The organism is Amycolatopsis sp. CA-161197 (assembly GCF_050942255.1).
Lineage (GTDB): Bacteria > Actinomycetota > Actinomycetes > Mycobacteriales > Pseudonocardiaceae > Amycolatopsis.
In genome coordinates this window covers 2,633,818-2,649,180 of sequence record NZ_CP192059.1, presented here as the reverse complement: position 1 = coordinate 2,649,180, position 15,363 = coordinate 2,633,818, and the positions used below count along the sequence as shown (strand labels likewise).

Sequence of the window (15,363 nt, the reverse complement as noted above, 5' to 3'; positions counted from 1 at the left end):
CCCGTACATTCTCCCTACAAGCATCGGGGAGGGACATGGCCACCACGACCACCGGGAACCGCTGGCGGGTCGGCGCGCCCGATTGGGTGCGGTGGGGGTTCGTGGCGTTTCCGTTGATCATCTCGATCCCGTATCTCGCGGGGTGGTGGGCGTGGGTCCTGTTCGGGGTGACGCTGGTGGCGTCGGCGCCGTTGCTGCCGGTGGCGGTGGAGTCGAGGCCGGCGTGGGTGTTGCCGGCGGCGATGCCGGTGGTGGTCGCGGCGTCGGGGGCGCTGTGGGTGCTCGATCCCAACAGCTGGATGTCCGTGGCGATGTTCAGCACGACGTTCTACACGCTGCGGGCGTTCGGCCGGGCGCTGGGCGCGGTGGTGCTGGTGTCGAGCGCCGGCGCGATCGTCGCGTGGGCCGTGGTGCACCGGCTCGACTGGCTGAACGCGCTGGCGCTGTTCGCGATCCTGGTCGTGATGATGCTGCTCGCCGCCAGCCGGCGCGACCGGGCGGCGCGGCTGGAGCAGACGGAGCTCGCGCTGGCCCGCGCGCAGACCGCCACCGAGGAGCACGCGCGGGCCGCGGCGCTGGCCGAACGCGCGCGCATCGCCCGTGAGGTCCACGACGTCCTCGCCCACTCCCTGGCCGGCCTCGCGCTCAACCTGCAGGGCGCCCGGCTGATGCTCGTGCGCGACGGCGCCAGCCCCGAAGCCGTCGCCCAGATCGAACGCGCCCAGAAGCTGGCCTCCGACGGGCTGTCCGAGGCGCGCAAGGCGGTCGCCGCGCTGCGAGAGGACGCGGTGCCCGCGCAGCGCGCCGTGGCCGACCTGCTCGCCGGCTACCGCCTGGACACGGGCGCGCGGGCCGACCTCGTCGTGGAGGGCGAGCCGCGCGACCTCGACGCCGGCGTGACCACCGCGCTCGTGCGCGCCGTGCAGGAGGCGCTGTCGAACACGCGCAAGCACGCGCCGGGAGCCGAGGTGGACGTCACGCTCGCCTTCGCGGAGTCACACGTCGAGCTGACAGTGCTCGACCGCCAGGGCCGCCGTCCGCCGGACGCGCCCGCGGCGGGATACGGTTTGCGCGGCATGGCCGAGCGGGTCGCGCTGCTCGAAGGAAAGCTGGACAGCGGGCCGGGAGAGGACGGATGGCGGATTCACCTGACGGTGCCGGCGTGAACCTGCGCGTGGTGCTGGCCGACGACCAGGCCGTGGTGCGCGAGGGCCTCGTGACGCTGCTGGGACTGCTGCCCGGCGTCGAGGTGGTCGGCGCGGCCGCCGACGGCGACGCCGCGCTGGAGCTCGTCGCCGAGCACCACCCGGACGTGCTGCTCGTCGACCTGCGCATGCCCCGCCGCGACGGCGTCTCCACGACCGAGGCCGTCCGCGAGCGCTACCCCGCCACGGAGGTCGTGGTCCTCACCACCTACACCGACGACGAGTCCCTGCTCGGCGCGCTGCGCGCCGGCGCCCGCGGATTCCTCACGAAAGACGCCGACGCCGAGGCCATCGCCCGGGCGCTGCGATCCGCCGCGGCCGGCCAGTCCACAGTGGACGGCGAGCTGCAGCGCCGCCTCGTCGACGCCGCCACGCGCCGGGCCCCCGTGCGCGTGGCCGAGGTCGAGGGCTTGACCGCGCGTGAGATCGAGGTGCTGCGCCTCATCGCGGCGGGCCTGCCGAACACGGAGATCGCGCGGGAGCTGGTGGTCAGCGAGGCCACGGTCAAGACGCACGTGAACCACCTGTTCTCGAAGGCGGGCCTGCGGGACCGGGCGCAGGCCGTCGCGTTCGCCTATCGAGCGGGGATCGCGGACTAGCGCGAGGCCTCGACGTACCGGAGGCAGCGGTGGCCGCTCTCCACCGTTCGAGCAACCGCGGCCCGCCAAACGTGCCGCCGCACCTTCCTCACCACCGCGTGCGCGGTCGTGACCATCCAGTGCCGTCTATCAGGTTCACACGCTCCATCCGAAAACTTTTTTTGTCTTGACAACTCAAACCATCGGTCGACAGGATGGACGCACCACCACAGGAGAGGAACCGACACTCGTGGACCACGTCACCTCAGCCGACGGCACCCGCATCGCCTACGACAAGCAGGGGCAAGGGCCCGCACTCGTGCTCGTGGCGGGCGCGTTCAGCTACCGCCGCTTCCCCGGGCTGCTCGAACTCTCCACACTGCTGTCCGAGCACTTCACGGTCTACAACTACGACCGCCGCGGCCGCGGGGACAGCGACGACAAACAGCCGTACACCACCGGAAGAGAGGTCGAGGACCTCGCGGCGATCGTCCAGGCCGCCGGCGGTGAGGCGACCGCGTGGGGCCTGTCCTCCGGCGCCGTCCTCGCACTCCACGCGGCCAGGGCCGGCGTCGGTTTGACCAGGCTCGCGCTCTACGAACCGCCGTTCGTGACCACCGAGGCCGGCCACCCGCCGCACGACTTCGCCGAGCACCTCACATCCCTGATCTCCCAAGGAAAACGCGGCGAAGCCGTCAAGTACTTCATGACCCGGGGCATGGGCGCCCCCGGCTTCGTGATCCCGATGATGTGGATCATGCCCGGCGTCTGGAAGCGCCTGACGTCGGTCGCCCACACGCTGCCGTACGACGCGGCCCTCCTCGAAGGCCACCTGAACGGCGAAGCGCTGGCCGACTTCAGCACCGTCGGCCGCCCACGCTCGTCCTCAGCGGCGGCAAGAGCGCGAAAAGCCTGCAGCAGGCGGCGAAAGACCTCGCCGACGCACTCCCCCAGGCCCGGCACCGCACGCTGGACGGCCAGAACCACAACGTCTCGATGAAGGTCCTGGCTCCCGTTGTCGCGGAGTTCCTCAGAAGCCCAGCGCCGGCTTCCCGCCGGTGACCGGCAGGGTCAGCGACGTGCGCGTGAGGTCCAGCGACAGCCCCGCTCCGGGGCGCGGCCGCAGGGTGTAGTCGTGGTCGCTGGAGGCCACGAGGAGCTCCAGGCGGTGGCCGGCGGCCAGCACGTAGTCCTTCGGCATCAGGGAAACCCCGATGCGGTACGAAGTCCCGGGCACGATCGGCGAGGTCACCGCGGGCGAAACCCGGTTCTGCGGATCGGTCCAGCCACGCGTGATCACGAAGGACTTGCCGTCCGGCGAGCGGTCCAGCAATGCCACCGTCACGTTGGCGGCGGGCCGGTCGAACGACAGCTGCAGGTCGGCTCGCGCGGTGCCCGACAGGCGCAGCGGCGACTTCACCGCGGGAGTCCCGTACAGCAGGCGGTTGCCCGACGAAGTGGCGTCGGCGAGTTGCTGCACGGTCTTCGACGCGTCGTCGGCCAGGACCTCCACCGTGGGGCGGCCGGGCACGGCGACCGCGGAGAGCGTGCCCTTCGAGCGGCCGCCCGGCCACGGGTGGACCTGCACGTCGCGAGTGCCGGGCGCGGGCCAGTCGGCCTCGTCGACCCACGACTTGTCCTCGCGCTGGATCGTCGCCTTCGGTTCGCGCTCGATGCCGTTGTCGAGACCGTAGAGGTAGTGCGACAGCCACTTGTTCAACGTCGTCAGCCACACGTCGCGGCGCAGCGAGATCGGGTCCGCGTGGCCCGACTGGTGCAGCCAGATCTTGTGCTCGACCCCGTGCGCCTTCAGGGCTTCGTACCACGAAGCGACCTGGTCGGTCTTCACGTTCCAGTCGTTCAGACCGTGCACCGCGAGCACGGACGCGTGCACCTTGCCGACGTCGTTGCGATAGTTGCGCACGTCCCAGAACGGGCCGTAGTCCCCCGTCACCCGGTCCTGGTCGGCGGTGAGGCCGTCGATCACCGACCGGCAGATCTGCCGGTCGGCGCGCGTGTAGACGTACTCGGCCAGCACGTCGGTGTCCTCGCCCTGGAAACCGCCGGCGGCGACGACCGCGCCGTCGTTGCGGTAGTACTCGTACCAGTTCGAGATCGCGGCGATCGGCACGATCGTCTCGAGGCCCTCGACGCCGGTGCTCGCGACGGCGTTGGGCAGGGTTCCGTTGTAGGACACGCCCATCATGCCCGTGTGCCCGGTGCTCCAGCTCGCGCTCACGGGCGCGCCCGCCTCGTCGCGGGCCGGGGCGCGGCCGTTGAGCCAGTCGACCACCGAGCGCGCGCCGACGGTCTCGTTCACGTCCCCGGTCGTCGGGCAGCCCGTGGACAGGCCGGTGCCCAGGGACTCCCCGTACACCACGGCGAACCCGCGCGCGGTGAAGTAGTCCTGGTAGCTCCAGCGGATCGGCGGCGCCGCGTGCGGGCCGATCCCTTCAGCCGCGACACGCGAAGAATCCGGCACCGACAGCTCCACGTCCACGTTGTGGTTCGCGACGTCGTTGCCACCCGCGAAGTACGGGCTCGCCTCGTACACCACCGGCACCTTCATCCCGGCGTCCGTCGCGCGGGGCCGCACCACCTGGGCGTGGACGAGGTCGTCCTGCCCGTCGTGGTCGCTGTCCACCGGTGCGGTGACCCAGACGTCCTCGCGCACGACGTCGGCCGGGTCGAACACCGGCTGCGCCTGCCCGTCGGAGAACACCGGCGCGGGTGGCGGATCCGCCTGCGCCACCCCCGTTCCGAGCGGAAGCACGAGCACAGCGGCGAGCACGGACGCGATCCGAGCAGCTCCCACCAGAACCCCCAAGCCGGACGAAGCGGGCGATCACCCCCGACACTTCCGGCAACCGCGGCCGCCGTCAACCGACTAACGTCGGGGTCATGGATGCTCCGATCGTCGCCGTGACCGTCTACCCGCAGCACGCGCGGATCACCCGCCGCGGCCGGGCGACCCTGGCCGAGGGCGCCCGCGTGCGGATCACCGGCCTGCCGCTGGCGCTCGACGCGGAATCGGTGCGCGTCACGGGAACCGGCGCCGCGCTGATCACCGGCGTCGACGTCGGTTACGAGCAGCACGCCGGCCCCGCCGACCCCGCGCTCAGCGCGCTCGTCGAGCAGCGCCGCACCGACCAGGCCGCGATCGACGCCGTGGCCGACGACGAAGCGGCCGAAGCGGCGAAGGTGGAGTTGCTGAGCGGCGTGGCGAAGCGCAGCGGGGCGAGCTTTGCGAAGGCACTGGCGTCGGGCGTCGCGGGCCCGACGCGCGTCGAGGAGGTCACCGAAGCGCTGGGCGGCCAGCTCGCCGCCGCGTTGCGCACCCGCCGGGCGCTCACCGAACGCCTCGAGCGGATGCGCGAGGACCTCGCGGCGTTGGAGCGCCGGATCGCGACCCACAGTGCGCAGTCCGAACAGGACAGTGCCGGCGTCACCGTCGATCTCGAACCGCAGGAAGACGCGGGAGAGATCGAAGTCGAACTGTCCTATGTGGTCCCCGGCGCCAGCTGGGAGCCCGGTTACGACGTGCGTGTGCGCGACACCGACGTCACCGTGACGTCCTTCGGCCTGGTCAGCCAGCACACCGGCGAGGACTGGCCGGAGTGCGAGCTCGCCCTGTCGACCGCGCGCCCCGCGAGCACCGTCGTGGTGCCCGAGCTCGACCCGTGGTTCCTCGACCGCGTGCAGCCCGCCCCACCGGCGCGGCCGATGGCCGCGTTCGCCGCGGCCGCACCCGGCAGCGCCGCCGTGCGGGACAAGGCGGTTTCCTTGCGCCGCATGGCCCCGGTGTTCGCCGAGGCCGAGCAGGGCACCACCGCGGTCACCTACCGGCCGTCACACCCGGTCGCCATCCCGTCGGGCTCGCAGGGCCACCGGACCACGCTGGCGCAGCTCGACCTCACGGCCGAGCTGGGCTACGTGACCGCGCCCGTGCAGGCGACGGAGGCCTACCTGCGCGCGACCGTCGTGAACACCGGTGAGCACACGCTGCGCGCCGGACGCGCGTCCGTCTTCCACGACACCGAGTTCGTCGGCACGACCCGGCTCGACCTGTGGGCCCCGGGCGAAGAGATCGAGCTGGCCCTCGGTGTGGACGACCGCATCCGCGTGGAACGCGACCTCGTGCGGCGCACGGCGAGCAAGGCCACGCTGTCGGGCCAACGCCGCCGGGAAGCGGAATACCGCACCACGGTGAGCAACCACAGCCCGCGCGAAGCCGTGGTCACGGTGCTCGACCAGGCGCCCGTCTCCCGCGACGAAGCCATCACGGTGCGGGACGTGCGCGCGACTCCCGATCCGGTGGAGACCACCGACCTCGGCGAGTTCACGTGGCGGCTCACGCTCGCGCCCGGTGCGACCGGGACGGTCACGCTCGCCTACCGCGTGGACGTCGCCAAGGGGGTGGAGCTCAGCGGCTGGCGGGAATGACCGTCAACCCTGCGCGATGTAGGCCTCGAGCTGCTCCTGGCTCTGCTCGAGCTGCTCGATCCGGGACTTGACCACGTCGCCGATGCTGACGATGCCGGCGAGGCGGCCGTCTTCGAGCACGGGCACGTGCCGGATCCGGCGTTCGGTCATCAGCACGCTCAGCTCGTCGACCGAGTCGTCGGGACCGGCGCTGGCCACCAGTTTCGTCATGATGTCCGCGACCGGACCGTCGAGGACCGTCGGGCCGTGGTCGTTGAGCCGGCGCACGACGTCGCGTTCGGACACGATCCCCGCGATGGCGCCTTCGGGTGTCACCACCACCATGGCACCGACGTTGTGGCGGGCGAGCCCGGCGAGCAGTTCGGTCACCGTGGTCCCCGGAGCCACCGTGGCGACAGCGGCGCCTTTGGTCCGGAGCAGATCCGCGATCCGCATGGTGTTCCCCTCTCCTCGTCGAGTTGGGTCACACCAGGTTAGGGCCCGGGTGCCGAGTGCGAAAGTCCGGCGAGCCGCGTTCACCCGTGGTATGGAGTGCTCACCCCAGCCGCTCGGCCAGGCCTTCCAGCGCGGCGCGAATACCGGCTGCGTAGTCGTCCTCGCCCAGCGCGTCGAGCTTTTCCCGGGCCGCCGAGAGATGCCGGCGCGCGGCGTCGAGGTCGCCGAGCTTGCGGTAGTCCTCACCGAGGTTGAGGTGCAGCGACGGGTAGAAGCCGCGCACGGCGAGCGTCGAGTGGTACTGCTGCGCGCGTTCGTCGGTGAGGGAGTCGGCGGCGGCAAGGGCACGGAGGTCCCACTCCAGCTCTTCGGCGGGCTCGTCGCAGACGTCGGCGAGGTGGTGGGCCAGCGCGCAGCGGTGCAGCGGGTCGCCGTCCTCGCCGATCTCCTGCCACAGCGCGAGGAACGTCTCGCGCGCGCCCGCGCGGTCGCCCGCGATGTGCTTGCGCAGGCCCGCGTCGATCGCCACCATCACGTCGTCGGTCATCGCACTCCCTCGTCGAACACCCGGCGCAGCCGGGCCAGTCCCGGTTCGATGGCCTCGACCGCGATCGCACCGTAGCCGAACAGCAATCCGTGGCAGGGCCGGGTCATCGAGAAGTCGCCGAGGGACATCAGGCGCACGCCGGCGTCGCGCGCGGAGCGGGCCACCAGCCGCAGATCGCGGTCGGCCGAAGCGCCCAGATGCAGCCCGGCGGCCGCGGGGACCGGGTCGAGCACGTCGCCGAACTCGCTGCGCAGACCGTCGACGAGCAGGTCGTGGCGTGCGCGGTAGATCTTGCGCATCCGCCGGATGTGGCGCGCGAAGCCACCTTCGTCGATGAAGTCGGCCAGCACGGCCTGTTCGAGCGAGGGCGTGTGCCAGTCGGCGAGGTACTTCGCCTTCGCGAGCGCGCCGACGAGGGATGGCGGTGCGGCCAGGAACCCGACCCGCAACGCCGGTGAGAGCACCTTCGACATCGAGCCCACGTACACCACGCGGCCGCGGGAATCCAGGCTGTGCAACGGTTCCAGCGGGCGTCCGGTGTAGCGGAACTCGCTGTCGTAGTCGTCCTCGATGATCACCGCACCCGTGCGCTCGGCCCAGTCGAGCAGTTCCTGCCGCCGCGCCAACGACATCGCGACGCCGAGCGGGCACTGGTGCGAAGGCGTCACGTAGACAACCCGCGTGCCGGCCGGGATCGCCTCGACGACGATCCCCTCGGCGTCCACCGGCACGCCCGCGACGCGCATGCCGAGGGTGTCGAGCAGCAACCGCGGCGGCGGGTAGCCGGGATCCTCCACGGCCACGAGGTCACCGGCCCGCAACAGGACGCGCGCGACGAGGTCCACGGTCTGCTGGACTCCCGTCGTGACAACGATGTCCTCCGGCCGCACGCGCACGTTGCGCGAGACCCCGAGGTGGCGCGCGAGCCCCTCGCGCAGCCGCGGATCGCCCTGCGGCGCGCCGTACATGAGCAGATCGGCCTGCGACGCGCGCAGCCGCTGCGTCATCAGGCGGCGCCAGGTGTCGAACGGGAACAGCCGCACGTCGGGCACGCCGGCGCGGAAGTCGTACTCCGCCACGGGCCCGAAAGAACGCGGCGGGGCCGGCACCGCCGTCCATTCCGGACGCGGGCGCACCCCGTCCCCGGACGGCTCGGCCGCCGGCTCGGCCGGCCACGGCGCGGCACCCGACCGGACGAACGTGCCCGCGCCGGGGCGAGCGTTGAGGAACCCCTCGGCGGCGAGGCGTTCGTAGGCCGCGCTGACGGTGGTGCGCGAGACGGTGAGCCGCTGGGCCAGCTCGCGCGTGGGCGGCAGGGCGTCCCCGTCGCGGATCCGGCCGTCGAGCACCGCCTCGCGGATCTGGCGGTAGATCTCGTCGCGATGGCCACGGCGGCCGGTCAGGTCGATGTGCAGGTCCACGTCGCCAGCCTAGATTGGTCCACCGGAGTTCGGCTGGTTTTGGACCTTCAACTGGTCCGCTGCGGCGGTTAGCGTCCGGGTATGACCACGTTCGAACTCGACCGCAAGTCTCTACTCGTCCTCGACAAAATCGTGGCCGGAGCCACTGACCAGGACCTTTCCCGGCCCACCCCCTGCGCCGGCTGGACGCTCGCCGACCTGCTGCGTCACCAGGTCAGTGAAAACCACGCCTTCGCCGAAGCGCTGCGCCGCGGCGAAGCGGCCGACTGGGACGCCGGCCGCCTCGGCGAAGACGCGTACGCCTCCTACGCCGCTTCGGTCGACGAATTCCTCGCCGCGTACGGCGAGGAGGGTGCGATGCGCCGCCAGGTGAAGATCCACGAGATCGGCCCGTTCACCGCCGAGATCGCCGCGGCCATGCACCTCGTCGACACCGTCGTGCACGGCTGGGACCTCGCGAAGACCTTCGGCGTGGCCTACGAGCCCGTGCCGGAAGCGGTGGCCGCCGCCCTCGGTTTCGCCGCCATGGTGCCCACCGACCCGGCCGAACGCGCGGTGAGCGGCGCGTTCGGCGCGCTGGTCGAGGTGCCCGAGGGTGCCGGCGAGCTCGACCGGCTGATCGGGCTGCTCGGCCGTGACCCCGGGTGGAAGCTCAGCTGACCTCGTCGGCCGGCGCCGACCACGTGTTGCAGGAGGCCGTGTTCTGGCCCGTGAACCCGGCCTTCGCCCAGGCCAACTGGTTCACGCGGCTGCCGTGGTCTTCGCTGTCGTCGGCGCGGCCGTAGTCGGCGACGGCGGCGTTGGCCGTGGCCCGGCTGATCGAGCCGCGCCCCTCCGCGGCGGCGATGAACAGCGCGCCGAAGCAGTTGGCCTGCAGCTCGATGCGCCGCACCAGCGCGAGGTCGGCGGGGCTGTTCTGGTCCGGCGAGCTCATGCGGTCGGCCGCCGCGGTCAGGATGCCGCTCTCGCTCTGCACGTGGTGGCCGTACTCGTGCGCGATGGTCGCGAGGTGGCGCGAGCGGTTCTGGCCGGCGTCCGCGAGCATCCAGTCGGTCGGGGCGTAGATCGTGGTGTCGCCGCCGCAGTAGTAGGCCACGGCCTGGTCCTTCGACGGCGCCGCGCCGCACGCGCTCACCTTCGGCAGCGTCACGGACACGGCGACCTTCACGCTCGGCTCGTCCGCACGGTCGAGGGCCGGGCGCCACGCCTGTTCCAGGCAGCCGGTGAGCGCCTCGTAGAACGCCGACAGCTCGGGCCCGGTGTCCCCCAGCTGCGGCAGCTCGCACGACACCGCGCCGAGCTTGACGCCGTTCGCCAGGATGGGGTTGTTCTCCAGCTCGGGCACCGAGTGGGGGTCGGCGCGGGCTCCGTCGCCCGGTGACGCGTCGGAGCGGTGCACGGAGGTCGGCACGGCGATCGCGTGACCGGACAGCTCGTGCGGGACCACGGCCACGACCCCGGCCGTGGCGACCAGGATCACGAGCGCGATGACTCCGCCGACGACCCCGCCGTTGCGGCGGCGCGGCGGACCGTACGAAACCGGTGCCCACGGATTCACGGCGGGTGGCCGGGCCGCCATCGGCGGCGGTGGCGGCGGCCCGGCCGGCTCCCTCGGCGGCACCCTGCCCGCGTTTTCGCTCAACTACGTTCCCCCTGTCACCAGCGCGCTCAAGCATACGGAGCACCCGGCCGGACGGGATCACGAAACGGGAACGCCGGACGGGTGGCCGGAACCCCCGCCCGGCGGCGAGACTGGGGCCATGAGTGTCGAAGATCCGTACCTGTGGCTGGAAGACGTGACCGGCGACGAGGCACTGGACTGGGTCCGCACGCGCAACGCCGAGACGCTGGACGTGCTCACGTCCGGCGAACGCTTCGCCGCGCTGCGGGACGAGGTCCGCGAAGTGCTCGACGCCGGCGGGCGCATCCCCTACGTGACGCGCCGGGGGCCGAAGCTCTACAACTTCTGGCAGGACGCCGAGCACCCGCGCGGGTTGTGGCGGCGCACCACCCTGGAGGAGTACCGCAAGGCCGAACCCGACTGGGAGGTGCTGCTCGACGTCGACGCGCTGGCCGAGGCCGAGCACGAGAACTGGGTGTGGAAGGGCGCCGCGGTGCTGCGGCCCGGCCACCGGCTGGGGCTCGTGCAGCTCTCGCGCGGCGGCGCCGACGCGACGGTGGTGCGCGAGTTCGACCTGGACGCGCACGAGTTCGTCGACGGCGGCTACTTCCTGGCCGAGGCGAAGAACCGCGTCGGCTGGATCGACGAGGGCCGCGTTTACGTGGGCACCGACTTCGGGCCGGACACGCTCACCACGTCCGGCTACCCGCGGCTGACGAAGGAGTGGCGCCGCGGCACGCCGCTCGAGTCGGCCGAGCTGGTGTTCGAGGGCAAGCCCGACGACGTCGCCGTGGCCGCGTTCCACGACCCCACCGAGGGCTTCGAGCGCGACTTCGTGCACCGCTCGATCGACTTCTACCGCACCGAGGTGTTCCTACGAACGCCGTCCGGGCTGGAGAAGCTCGACCTGCCCGACGACGTGGAGCTGTCGGTGGAGCGCGAGTGGCTCTACGTGCAGCCGCGCACGCCGTGGACCGTCGGTGCCACGGTGCACCCGGCCGGCGCGCTGCTCGTGATCGGGTTCGACGCGTTCCTGGCGGGCGAGCGGGACTTCACCGCGCTGTTCACGCCGGACGCGCACACCTCACTGGAGTACTACACGTTCACCCGCAACCACGTGCTGCTCGCGAAGCTGCGGGACGTGAAGACGGAGCTGGTCGCGCTCACGCCCGGGCCCGACGGCTGGACGGAGGCGCCGCTGGGCGGGGCGCCGGAGTTCGGCAGCGCGGACATCGTGGGCACCGACCCGGACGAGAGCGACGAGTACCTCGTGGACTCCTCCAGCTACCTCCAGCCCTCGACCCTGAGCCGCGGCGAGGTGGGCGGCGAGGTTGAGGTGCTCAAGCAGGCGCCCGGGTTCTTCGACGCGGCCGGGATCGAGGTCGCGCAGTACTTCGCGACGTCGGAGGACGGCACGAAGATCCCGTACTTCGTGGTGCGCCCGCCCGGCGCCGAGAACGGCCCGACGCTGCTCAACGGCTACGGCGGCTTCGAGGTGTCGCTGACTCCCGCGTACAGCGGCGTGATCGGCCGCGGCTGGGTCGCGCGCGGCGGCACGTACGTGGTCGCGAACATCCGCGGCGGCGGCGAGTACGGGCCGGAGTGGCACGCGCAGGCCGTGAAGGAAAACCGGCACAAGGTGTACGAGGACTTCTCCGCGGTCGCCCGCGATCTCGTCACCCGCGGCATCACCACGGCCGAGCGGCTCGGCATCCTCGGCGGCAGCAACGGCGGGCTGCTGATGGGCGTGATGCTCACGCGGTACCCGGAGCTGTTCGGCGCCGTCGTCAGCCAGGTGCCGCTGCTCGACATGAAGCGCTACCACCTGCTGCTGGCGGGCGCGTCGTGGATGGCCGAGTGGGGCGACCCGGACGTGCCCGAGGAATGGGAGTACATCGCGAAGTACTCGCCGTACCACAACGTCCACAAGGGACGGACGTACCCGCCGACCCTGTTCGCCACGTCCACAAGGGACGACCGCGTGCACCCGGGCCACGCCCGCAAGATGATGGCGCGGATGCAGGAACAGGGCCACGACGTGCGCTACTACGAGAACATCGAGGGCGGCCACGGCGGCGCGGCGGACAACGCGCAGCTGGCGTTCAAGTGGGCGCTGGTGTTCGAGTTCCTGTGGTCGCGGCTGTCCTGACGTGATGGGGGCGCCTTCACCGGCGCCCCCTTCACCTCCCCACCTTGCGCCAGATCACGACGGCGCCGATCACCAGCACCACCACCGCGCCGAGGCCGATCAGGCCCTTGACCAGCAGGTCCATCAGCAGGTGGTGCAGCAGCTCGTCGCCGTTCACCGGTCGTCGAACCGGTTGAGCGCTTCCCTGGCCACGCGGCTGCTTCGGCTGGTCCCCCGCTCTTCCAACACGCGCGCGGCGAACCGCGCCGCCGTCGCCACGTGGTGGCCCTTTCCTCGGCGCCGCAGCGTGACCACCACCGCGAACACCACCAGGCCGAGCACCACCAGTCCGGCCGCGATCAGGCCGAACCGGATCAGCAGCAGGTCGAGCACCGTCTCCATCGTCTCCCACCTCGTTTTCTATCACACCTGTGACATAAAAATTGGTATCACAGGTGTGATAGAAAGGTCCAGTGCCCAAGGTCATCGACGGTGAACAACGCCGCGCGGACATCGCGGACGCCGTCCTGCGCCTCGCCGCGCGCGACGGCTTGCCGGCCGTGTCGCTGCGCTCGGTGGCCGCGGAGTCCGGCCTGAACATCGGCTCCGTCCGGCATTACTTCGACGGCCAGCGCGACCTCATGCGCTTCGCGATGCGCTCGACGATCGACCGCGTCTCCGCCCGCCTGGAACGCCGCCGCGCCTCGCTGCGACCCCTCTCGGAGCTGACGCCCGACGAGGCGGCCGCACAACTGACCGACTTCCTCGCCGAACTGCTCCCCCTCGATGCCCCCCGCCGCGCCGAAGCCACGGTGCTGGTCGAGTTCCTCGTCGCGGCCCGCGTGGACACCGACCTGACCGAACTGGCTCACGAAGCCCTGGGCGGGACTTTGGCTCTGGCCCGCCGGATCGTCTCGGCACTGTCCCTGCCGCCCGCCGCGGCCGACCTGGAGGCCGAGCGGCTGGCCGCTTTGCTGGACGGCCTCACGTTCCGCTCGGCCCTGCACCCGGAGGCCACCACGCCCGAGGTCTGCCGCGACGTCCTGCGGGCGCACCTCACCTCGCTCAGCGCAGAGTTCGCGGCCGCGCCCTGAACGGCCCCGTCGCGACCGGAGCCGTCCGTCCACCGTGGACATCGGCGACCACTTCTTCGAACCTGCCCAGCACCTCGGCCGCGAACCTCAGCCGCGTGATGCCCAGGGTGCGCAACGCCCGCCCGTGATCCGTGGTGACGGCCACCAACGCCCCGGCCATCATCACCCGCCACCCGCCGGCGACGAGTTTTCCTTTCACCCCGGGAAAACTCCCCCTGAGCTGATCGCACTGGAACGGCACATGCCGCTCCTCATCCGCCAGAATCCGCGCCGCGACCTCCCTCGCGAGGGGATCGCCCGAGTTCTTCAGCGCCTTGTAGTAGCTCAGCGCCACGACTTCGGCGATCAGCGGCACCATCAATTCCAGCCTCAGCCCCAACGCCCGCCTGAGCCAGACGAACACGGTGTCGGACCAGTGTTTGGCGATCGTCGCACTCCCGGCGGCTTTGAGCAGCTCCGCCAGCAACCGCGCGTGATTCTGCTCCTCGGCAACGAACAATTCCACCGCTTGCCGGTAGCGCGGGTCGGCCTTGGCGATCAGGTTGACCCCGTCCCCCGACTCCCCCACCTGGAACCGCTGCACACTCCTGATCACCGCCGGCTCCAGCTGTGCGCCTCTTCCCCACTCGGGCTCGGGGCGCACACTGCGCCGCTGTGCTTCTTCCCTGAACTCCTTCAGCCACTCCACGCGCCCGATGCTGGCGCACCGATGTGCGCACCCAACGGAGGACGTGTGGAGATCCTGTGCGGAAACACGCGTGACCAACGGGCTAGTTGTAGTCGACCATGCCGAGGAATGCCCGAAGGCCCAGCCGTGGACCGACTTCGGTGGCCAGCCAGCGCAGGTAGTCCGGATGCAGGTCGTCGTCTCCGCTGTCGAGGGCGCGGCGCCTCGCGCCGGACCAGTCGTCGCGGTCGAGCACCGACCGGTAGGCGTCACGCAACCGCCCGAGTCTGGCCGGAGGCAGTCGGAGGCGATCCGCCGCGGGGCTGTGGATTTGGTCGGCGAGCATCGTGGCGGCCGCGAAGCGGCGAGCAGTGGGCGGTTGAGTACCGAGGTGTCGAACGTGCTGTTCGAGAACGTCGGCCGCGTGGGCGTACTCCTCGATCCGCGTGCTCATTTCCCCATAATCGGCAGGCACGTGCCACAGCCGACCGGCGTGGTCGATCAGCTCGTCGTCGGCCGCCGGATCCGCGATCGCCTCGTGCAGTGCGGTTTTCACCGCGACCTCGCCGGCGAAGTAGCCGTTGAGGAATTCCCCGTTGACGGCCCGTCGCAACAACCACGGCTTCGCGGCCGGATCGTCGAGCCGGCACAGCGCCTCGACCACGTAGACGCGGCCCCATCCCTCGACGCGCTCGGCCAGCCACAGCAGCGCCGTCGTGCCGCCGTCCAGCCGTTCCAGCGCCCGCGCGACGACGGCGGCGAACTTGTCGGACAAGCCATCGCCCGGTGAGCCGCGCTCGTGCCGGGTCGACGCGCGCGACGACGGCGGAAATGTGTTCGTTCAGGTGGCGGGAGACGTACGCGCTGTGGAAGGAGTCCGCGAGATCGCCGGGTACAGCCGAAGGATCCGCGAAGTGGTCCGCGAGAATCCTTGCCGCGGCGACGCCGACCAGGCTCCTGTCCTCGGGTGTTCTGGGGCGGTTTCGGCCGCGGTGGAGCGCGTCGTCGGGGTAGGGCTCGCCGTCGCGGGGCAACGGTGAACCGGGTGACAACGAGTGCAGCCGCTGCGCATGGTTGAGCAAGGTCTGCCGGGGTCCGAGCGGCATCGGCTCGGGCTGGACCCTCACCGGCGTGCGGAGGTCTCGATTCTTTCGGTCATGGACCGAGCGTGGCAGCGAAACCCTCGGGCGGCAAACCATTACTCCACGAAGCCGGTAGCGGAAA

At 71.4% G+C, this 15,363-nt stretch carries 16 protein-coding genes; 7 read left to right on the top strand and 9 right to left on the bottom strand.

The window, feature by feature from the left end; all coding sequences use genetic code 11:
• The first annotated feature begins 35 nt into the window (after window positions 1-35).
• The 3 genes from ACQPXB_RS12705 to ACQPXB_RS12695 all read left to right on the top strand — a co-directional run bounded on the left by ACQPXB_RS12705 (window position 36) and on the right by ACQPXB_RS12695 (window position 2,783).
• A complete protein-coding gene (locus ACQPXB_RS12705; RefSeq protein WP_432851674.1) occupies window positions 36-1,166 on the top strand; it encodes a sensor histidine kinase in 1,131 nt (376 codons plus the stop codon).
• On the top strand, window positions 1,163-1,804 hold the full coding sequence (locus ACQPXB_RS12700; RefSeq protein ID WP_432856591.1) for a response regulator: 642 nt from the start codon (window positions 1,163-1,165) through the stop codon (window positions 1,802-1,804). The genes ACQPXB_RS12705 and ACQPXB_RS12700 overlap by 4 nt, the downstream gene beginning before the upstream one ends.
• Window positions 1,805-2,033: 229 nt before the next feature.
• Complete coding sequence (locus ACQPXB_RS12695; RefSeq protein WP_432851672.1) at window positions 2,034-2,783, top strand: alpha/beta fold hydrolase; 750 nt, start codon at window positions 2,034-2,036, stop codon at window positions 2,781-2,783.
• Window positions 2,784-2,813: 30 nt separating this feature from the next.
• On the opposite strand, the gene ACQPXB_RS12690 is transcribed toward ACQPXB_RS12695, so the two are convergent.
• On the bottom strand, window positions 2,814-4,598 hold the full coding sequence (locus ACQPXB_RS12690; protein WP_432851670.1) for a Xaa-Pro dipeptidyl-peptidase: 1,785 nt from the start codon (window positions 4,596-4,598) through the stop codon (window positions 2,814-2,816).
• 86 nt (window positions 4,599-4,684) lie between these two features.
• Between ACQPXB_RS12690 and ACQPXB_RS12685 the strand changes: the two genes are divergently transcribed.
• Complete coding sequence (locus ACQPXB_RS12685) at window positions 4,685-6,226, top strand: DUF4139 domain-containing protein (RefSeq protein ID WP_432851668.1); 1,542 nt, start codon at window positions 4,685-4,687, stop codon at window positions 6,224-6,226.
• A gap of 3 nt (window positions 6,227-6,229) precedes the next feature.
• Here the strand turns inward: ACQPXB_RS12685 and ACQPXB_RS12680 are convergent, their stop codons facing one another.
• From ACQPXB_RS12680 to ACQPXB_RS12670, 3 genes are all read right to left on the bottom strand, one after another.
• Window positions 6,230-6,661, bottom strand: coding sequence for a CBS domain-containing protein (locus ACQPXB_RS12680; RefSeq protein ID WP_386956036.1), 432 nt, complete (start codon window positions 6,659-6,661; stop codon window positions 6,230-6,232).
• A gap of 100 nt (window positions 6,662-6,761) precedes the next feature.
• On the bottom strand, window positions 6,762-7,208 hold the full coding sequence (locus ACQPXB_RS12675; RefSeq protein WP_386956035.1) for a hypothetical protein: 447 nt from the start codon (window positions 7,206-7,208) through the stop codon (window positions 6,762-6,764).
• Window positions 7,205-8,629: a PLP-dependent aminotransferase family protein gene (locus ACQPXB_RS12670; RefSeq protein WP_432851666.1), complete on the bottom strand. Its 1,425-nt coding sequence runs from the start codon at window positions 8,627-8,629 to the stop codon at window positions 7,205-7,207. Before ACQPXB_RS12670 ends, ACQPXB_RS12675 begins: the two co-directional genes overlap by 4 nt.
• 81 nt (window positions 8,630-8,710) lie before the next feature.
• On the opposite strand from ACQPXB_RS12670, the gene ACQPXB_RS12665 reads away from it, so the two are divergent.
• A complete protein-coding gene (locus tag ACQPXB_RS12665; protein ID WP_432851664.1) occupies window positions 8,711-9,289 on the top strand; it encodes a TIGR03086 family metal-binding protein in 579 nt (192 codons plus the stop codon).
• On the opposite strand, the gene ACQPXB_RS12660 is transcribed toward ACQPXB_RS12665, so the two are convergent.
• Window positions 9,282-10,271, bottom strand: coding sequence for a neutral zinc metallopeptidase (locus tag ACQPXB_RS12660; RefSeq protein ID WP_432851662.1), 990 nt, complete (start codon window positions 10,269-10,271; stop codon window positions 9,282-9,284). The genes ACQPXB_RS12665 and ACQPXB_RS12660 overlap by 8 nt on opposite strands.
• Window positions 10,272-10,389: 118 nt before the next feature.
• Here ACQPXB_RS12660 and ACQPXB_RS12655 point away from each other — a divergent pair, with 118 nt between their 5' ends.
• Window positions 10,390-12,399: a prolyl oligopeptidase family serine peptidase gene (locus tag ACQPXB_RS12655; RefSeq protein WP_432851660.1), complete on the top strand. Its 2,010-nt coding sequence runs from the start codon at window positions 10,390-10,392 to the stop codon at window positions 12,397-12,399.
• 31 nt (window positions 12,400-12,430) lie between these two features.
• On the opposite strand, the gene ACQPXB_RS12650 is transcribed toward ACQPXB_RS12655, so the two are convergent.
• Both ACQPXB_RS12650 and ACQPXB_RS12645 read right to left on the bottom strand, forming a co-directional pair.
• Entirely contained in the window at window positions 12,431-12,556 is a 126-nt protein-coding gene (locus tag ACQPXB_RS12650; protein WP_432851658.1) for a hypothetical protein, read from the bottom strand.
• On the bottom strand, window positions 12,553-12,780 hold the full coding sequence (locus tag ACQPXB_RS12645) for a hypothetical protein (protein WP_432851656.1): 228 nt from the start codon (window positions 12,778-12,780) through the stop codon (window positions 12,553-12,555). The genes ACQPXB_RS12650 and ACQPXB_RS12645 overlap by 4 nt, the downstream gene beginning before the upstream one ends.
• A gap of 71 nt (window positions 12,781-12,851) precedes the next feature.
• On the opposite strand from ACQPXB_RS12645, the gene ACQPXB_RS12640 reads away from it, so the two are divergent.
• Window positions 12,852-13,472 carry a TetR/AcrR family transcriptional regulator gene (locus ACQPXB_RS12640; protein WP_432851654.1) on the top strand — a complete coding sequence of 207 codons (621 nt, stop codon included), beginning with the start codon at window positions 12,852-12,854 and terminating at the stop codon, window positions 13,470-13,472.
• On the opposite strand, the gene ACQPXB_RS12635 is transcribed toward ACQPXB_RS12640, so the two are convergent.
• Both ACQPXB_RS12635 and ACQPXB_RS12630 read right to left on the bottom strand, forming a co-directional pair.
• Window positions 13,444-14,160, bottom strand: coding sequence for a ferritin-like domain-containing protein (locus tag ACQPXB_RS12635; protein ID WP_432851652.1), 717 nt, complete (start codon window positions 14,158-14,160; stop codon window positions 13,444-13,446). The genes ACQPXB_RS12640 and ACQPXB_RS12635 overlap by 29 nt on opposite strands.
• A gap of 82 nt (window positions 14,161-14,242) precedes the next feature.
• Entirely contained in the window at window positions 14,243-14,914 is a 672-nt protein-coding gene (locus tag ACQPXB_RS12630) for a hypothetical protein (protein ID WP_432851650.1), read from the bottom strand.
• Window positions 14,915-15,363 lie beyond the last annotated feature (449 nt).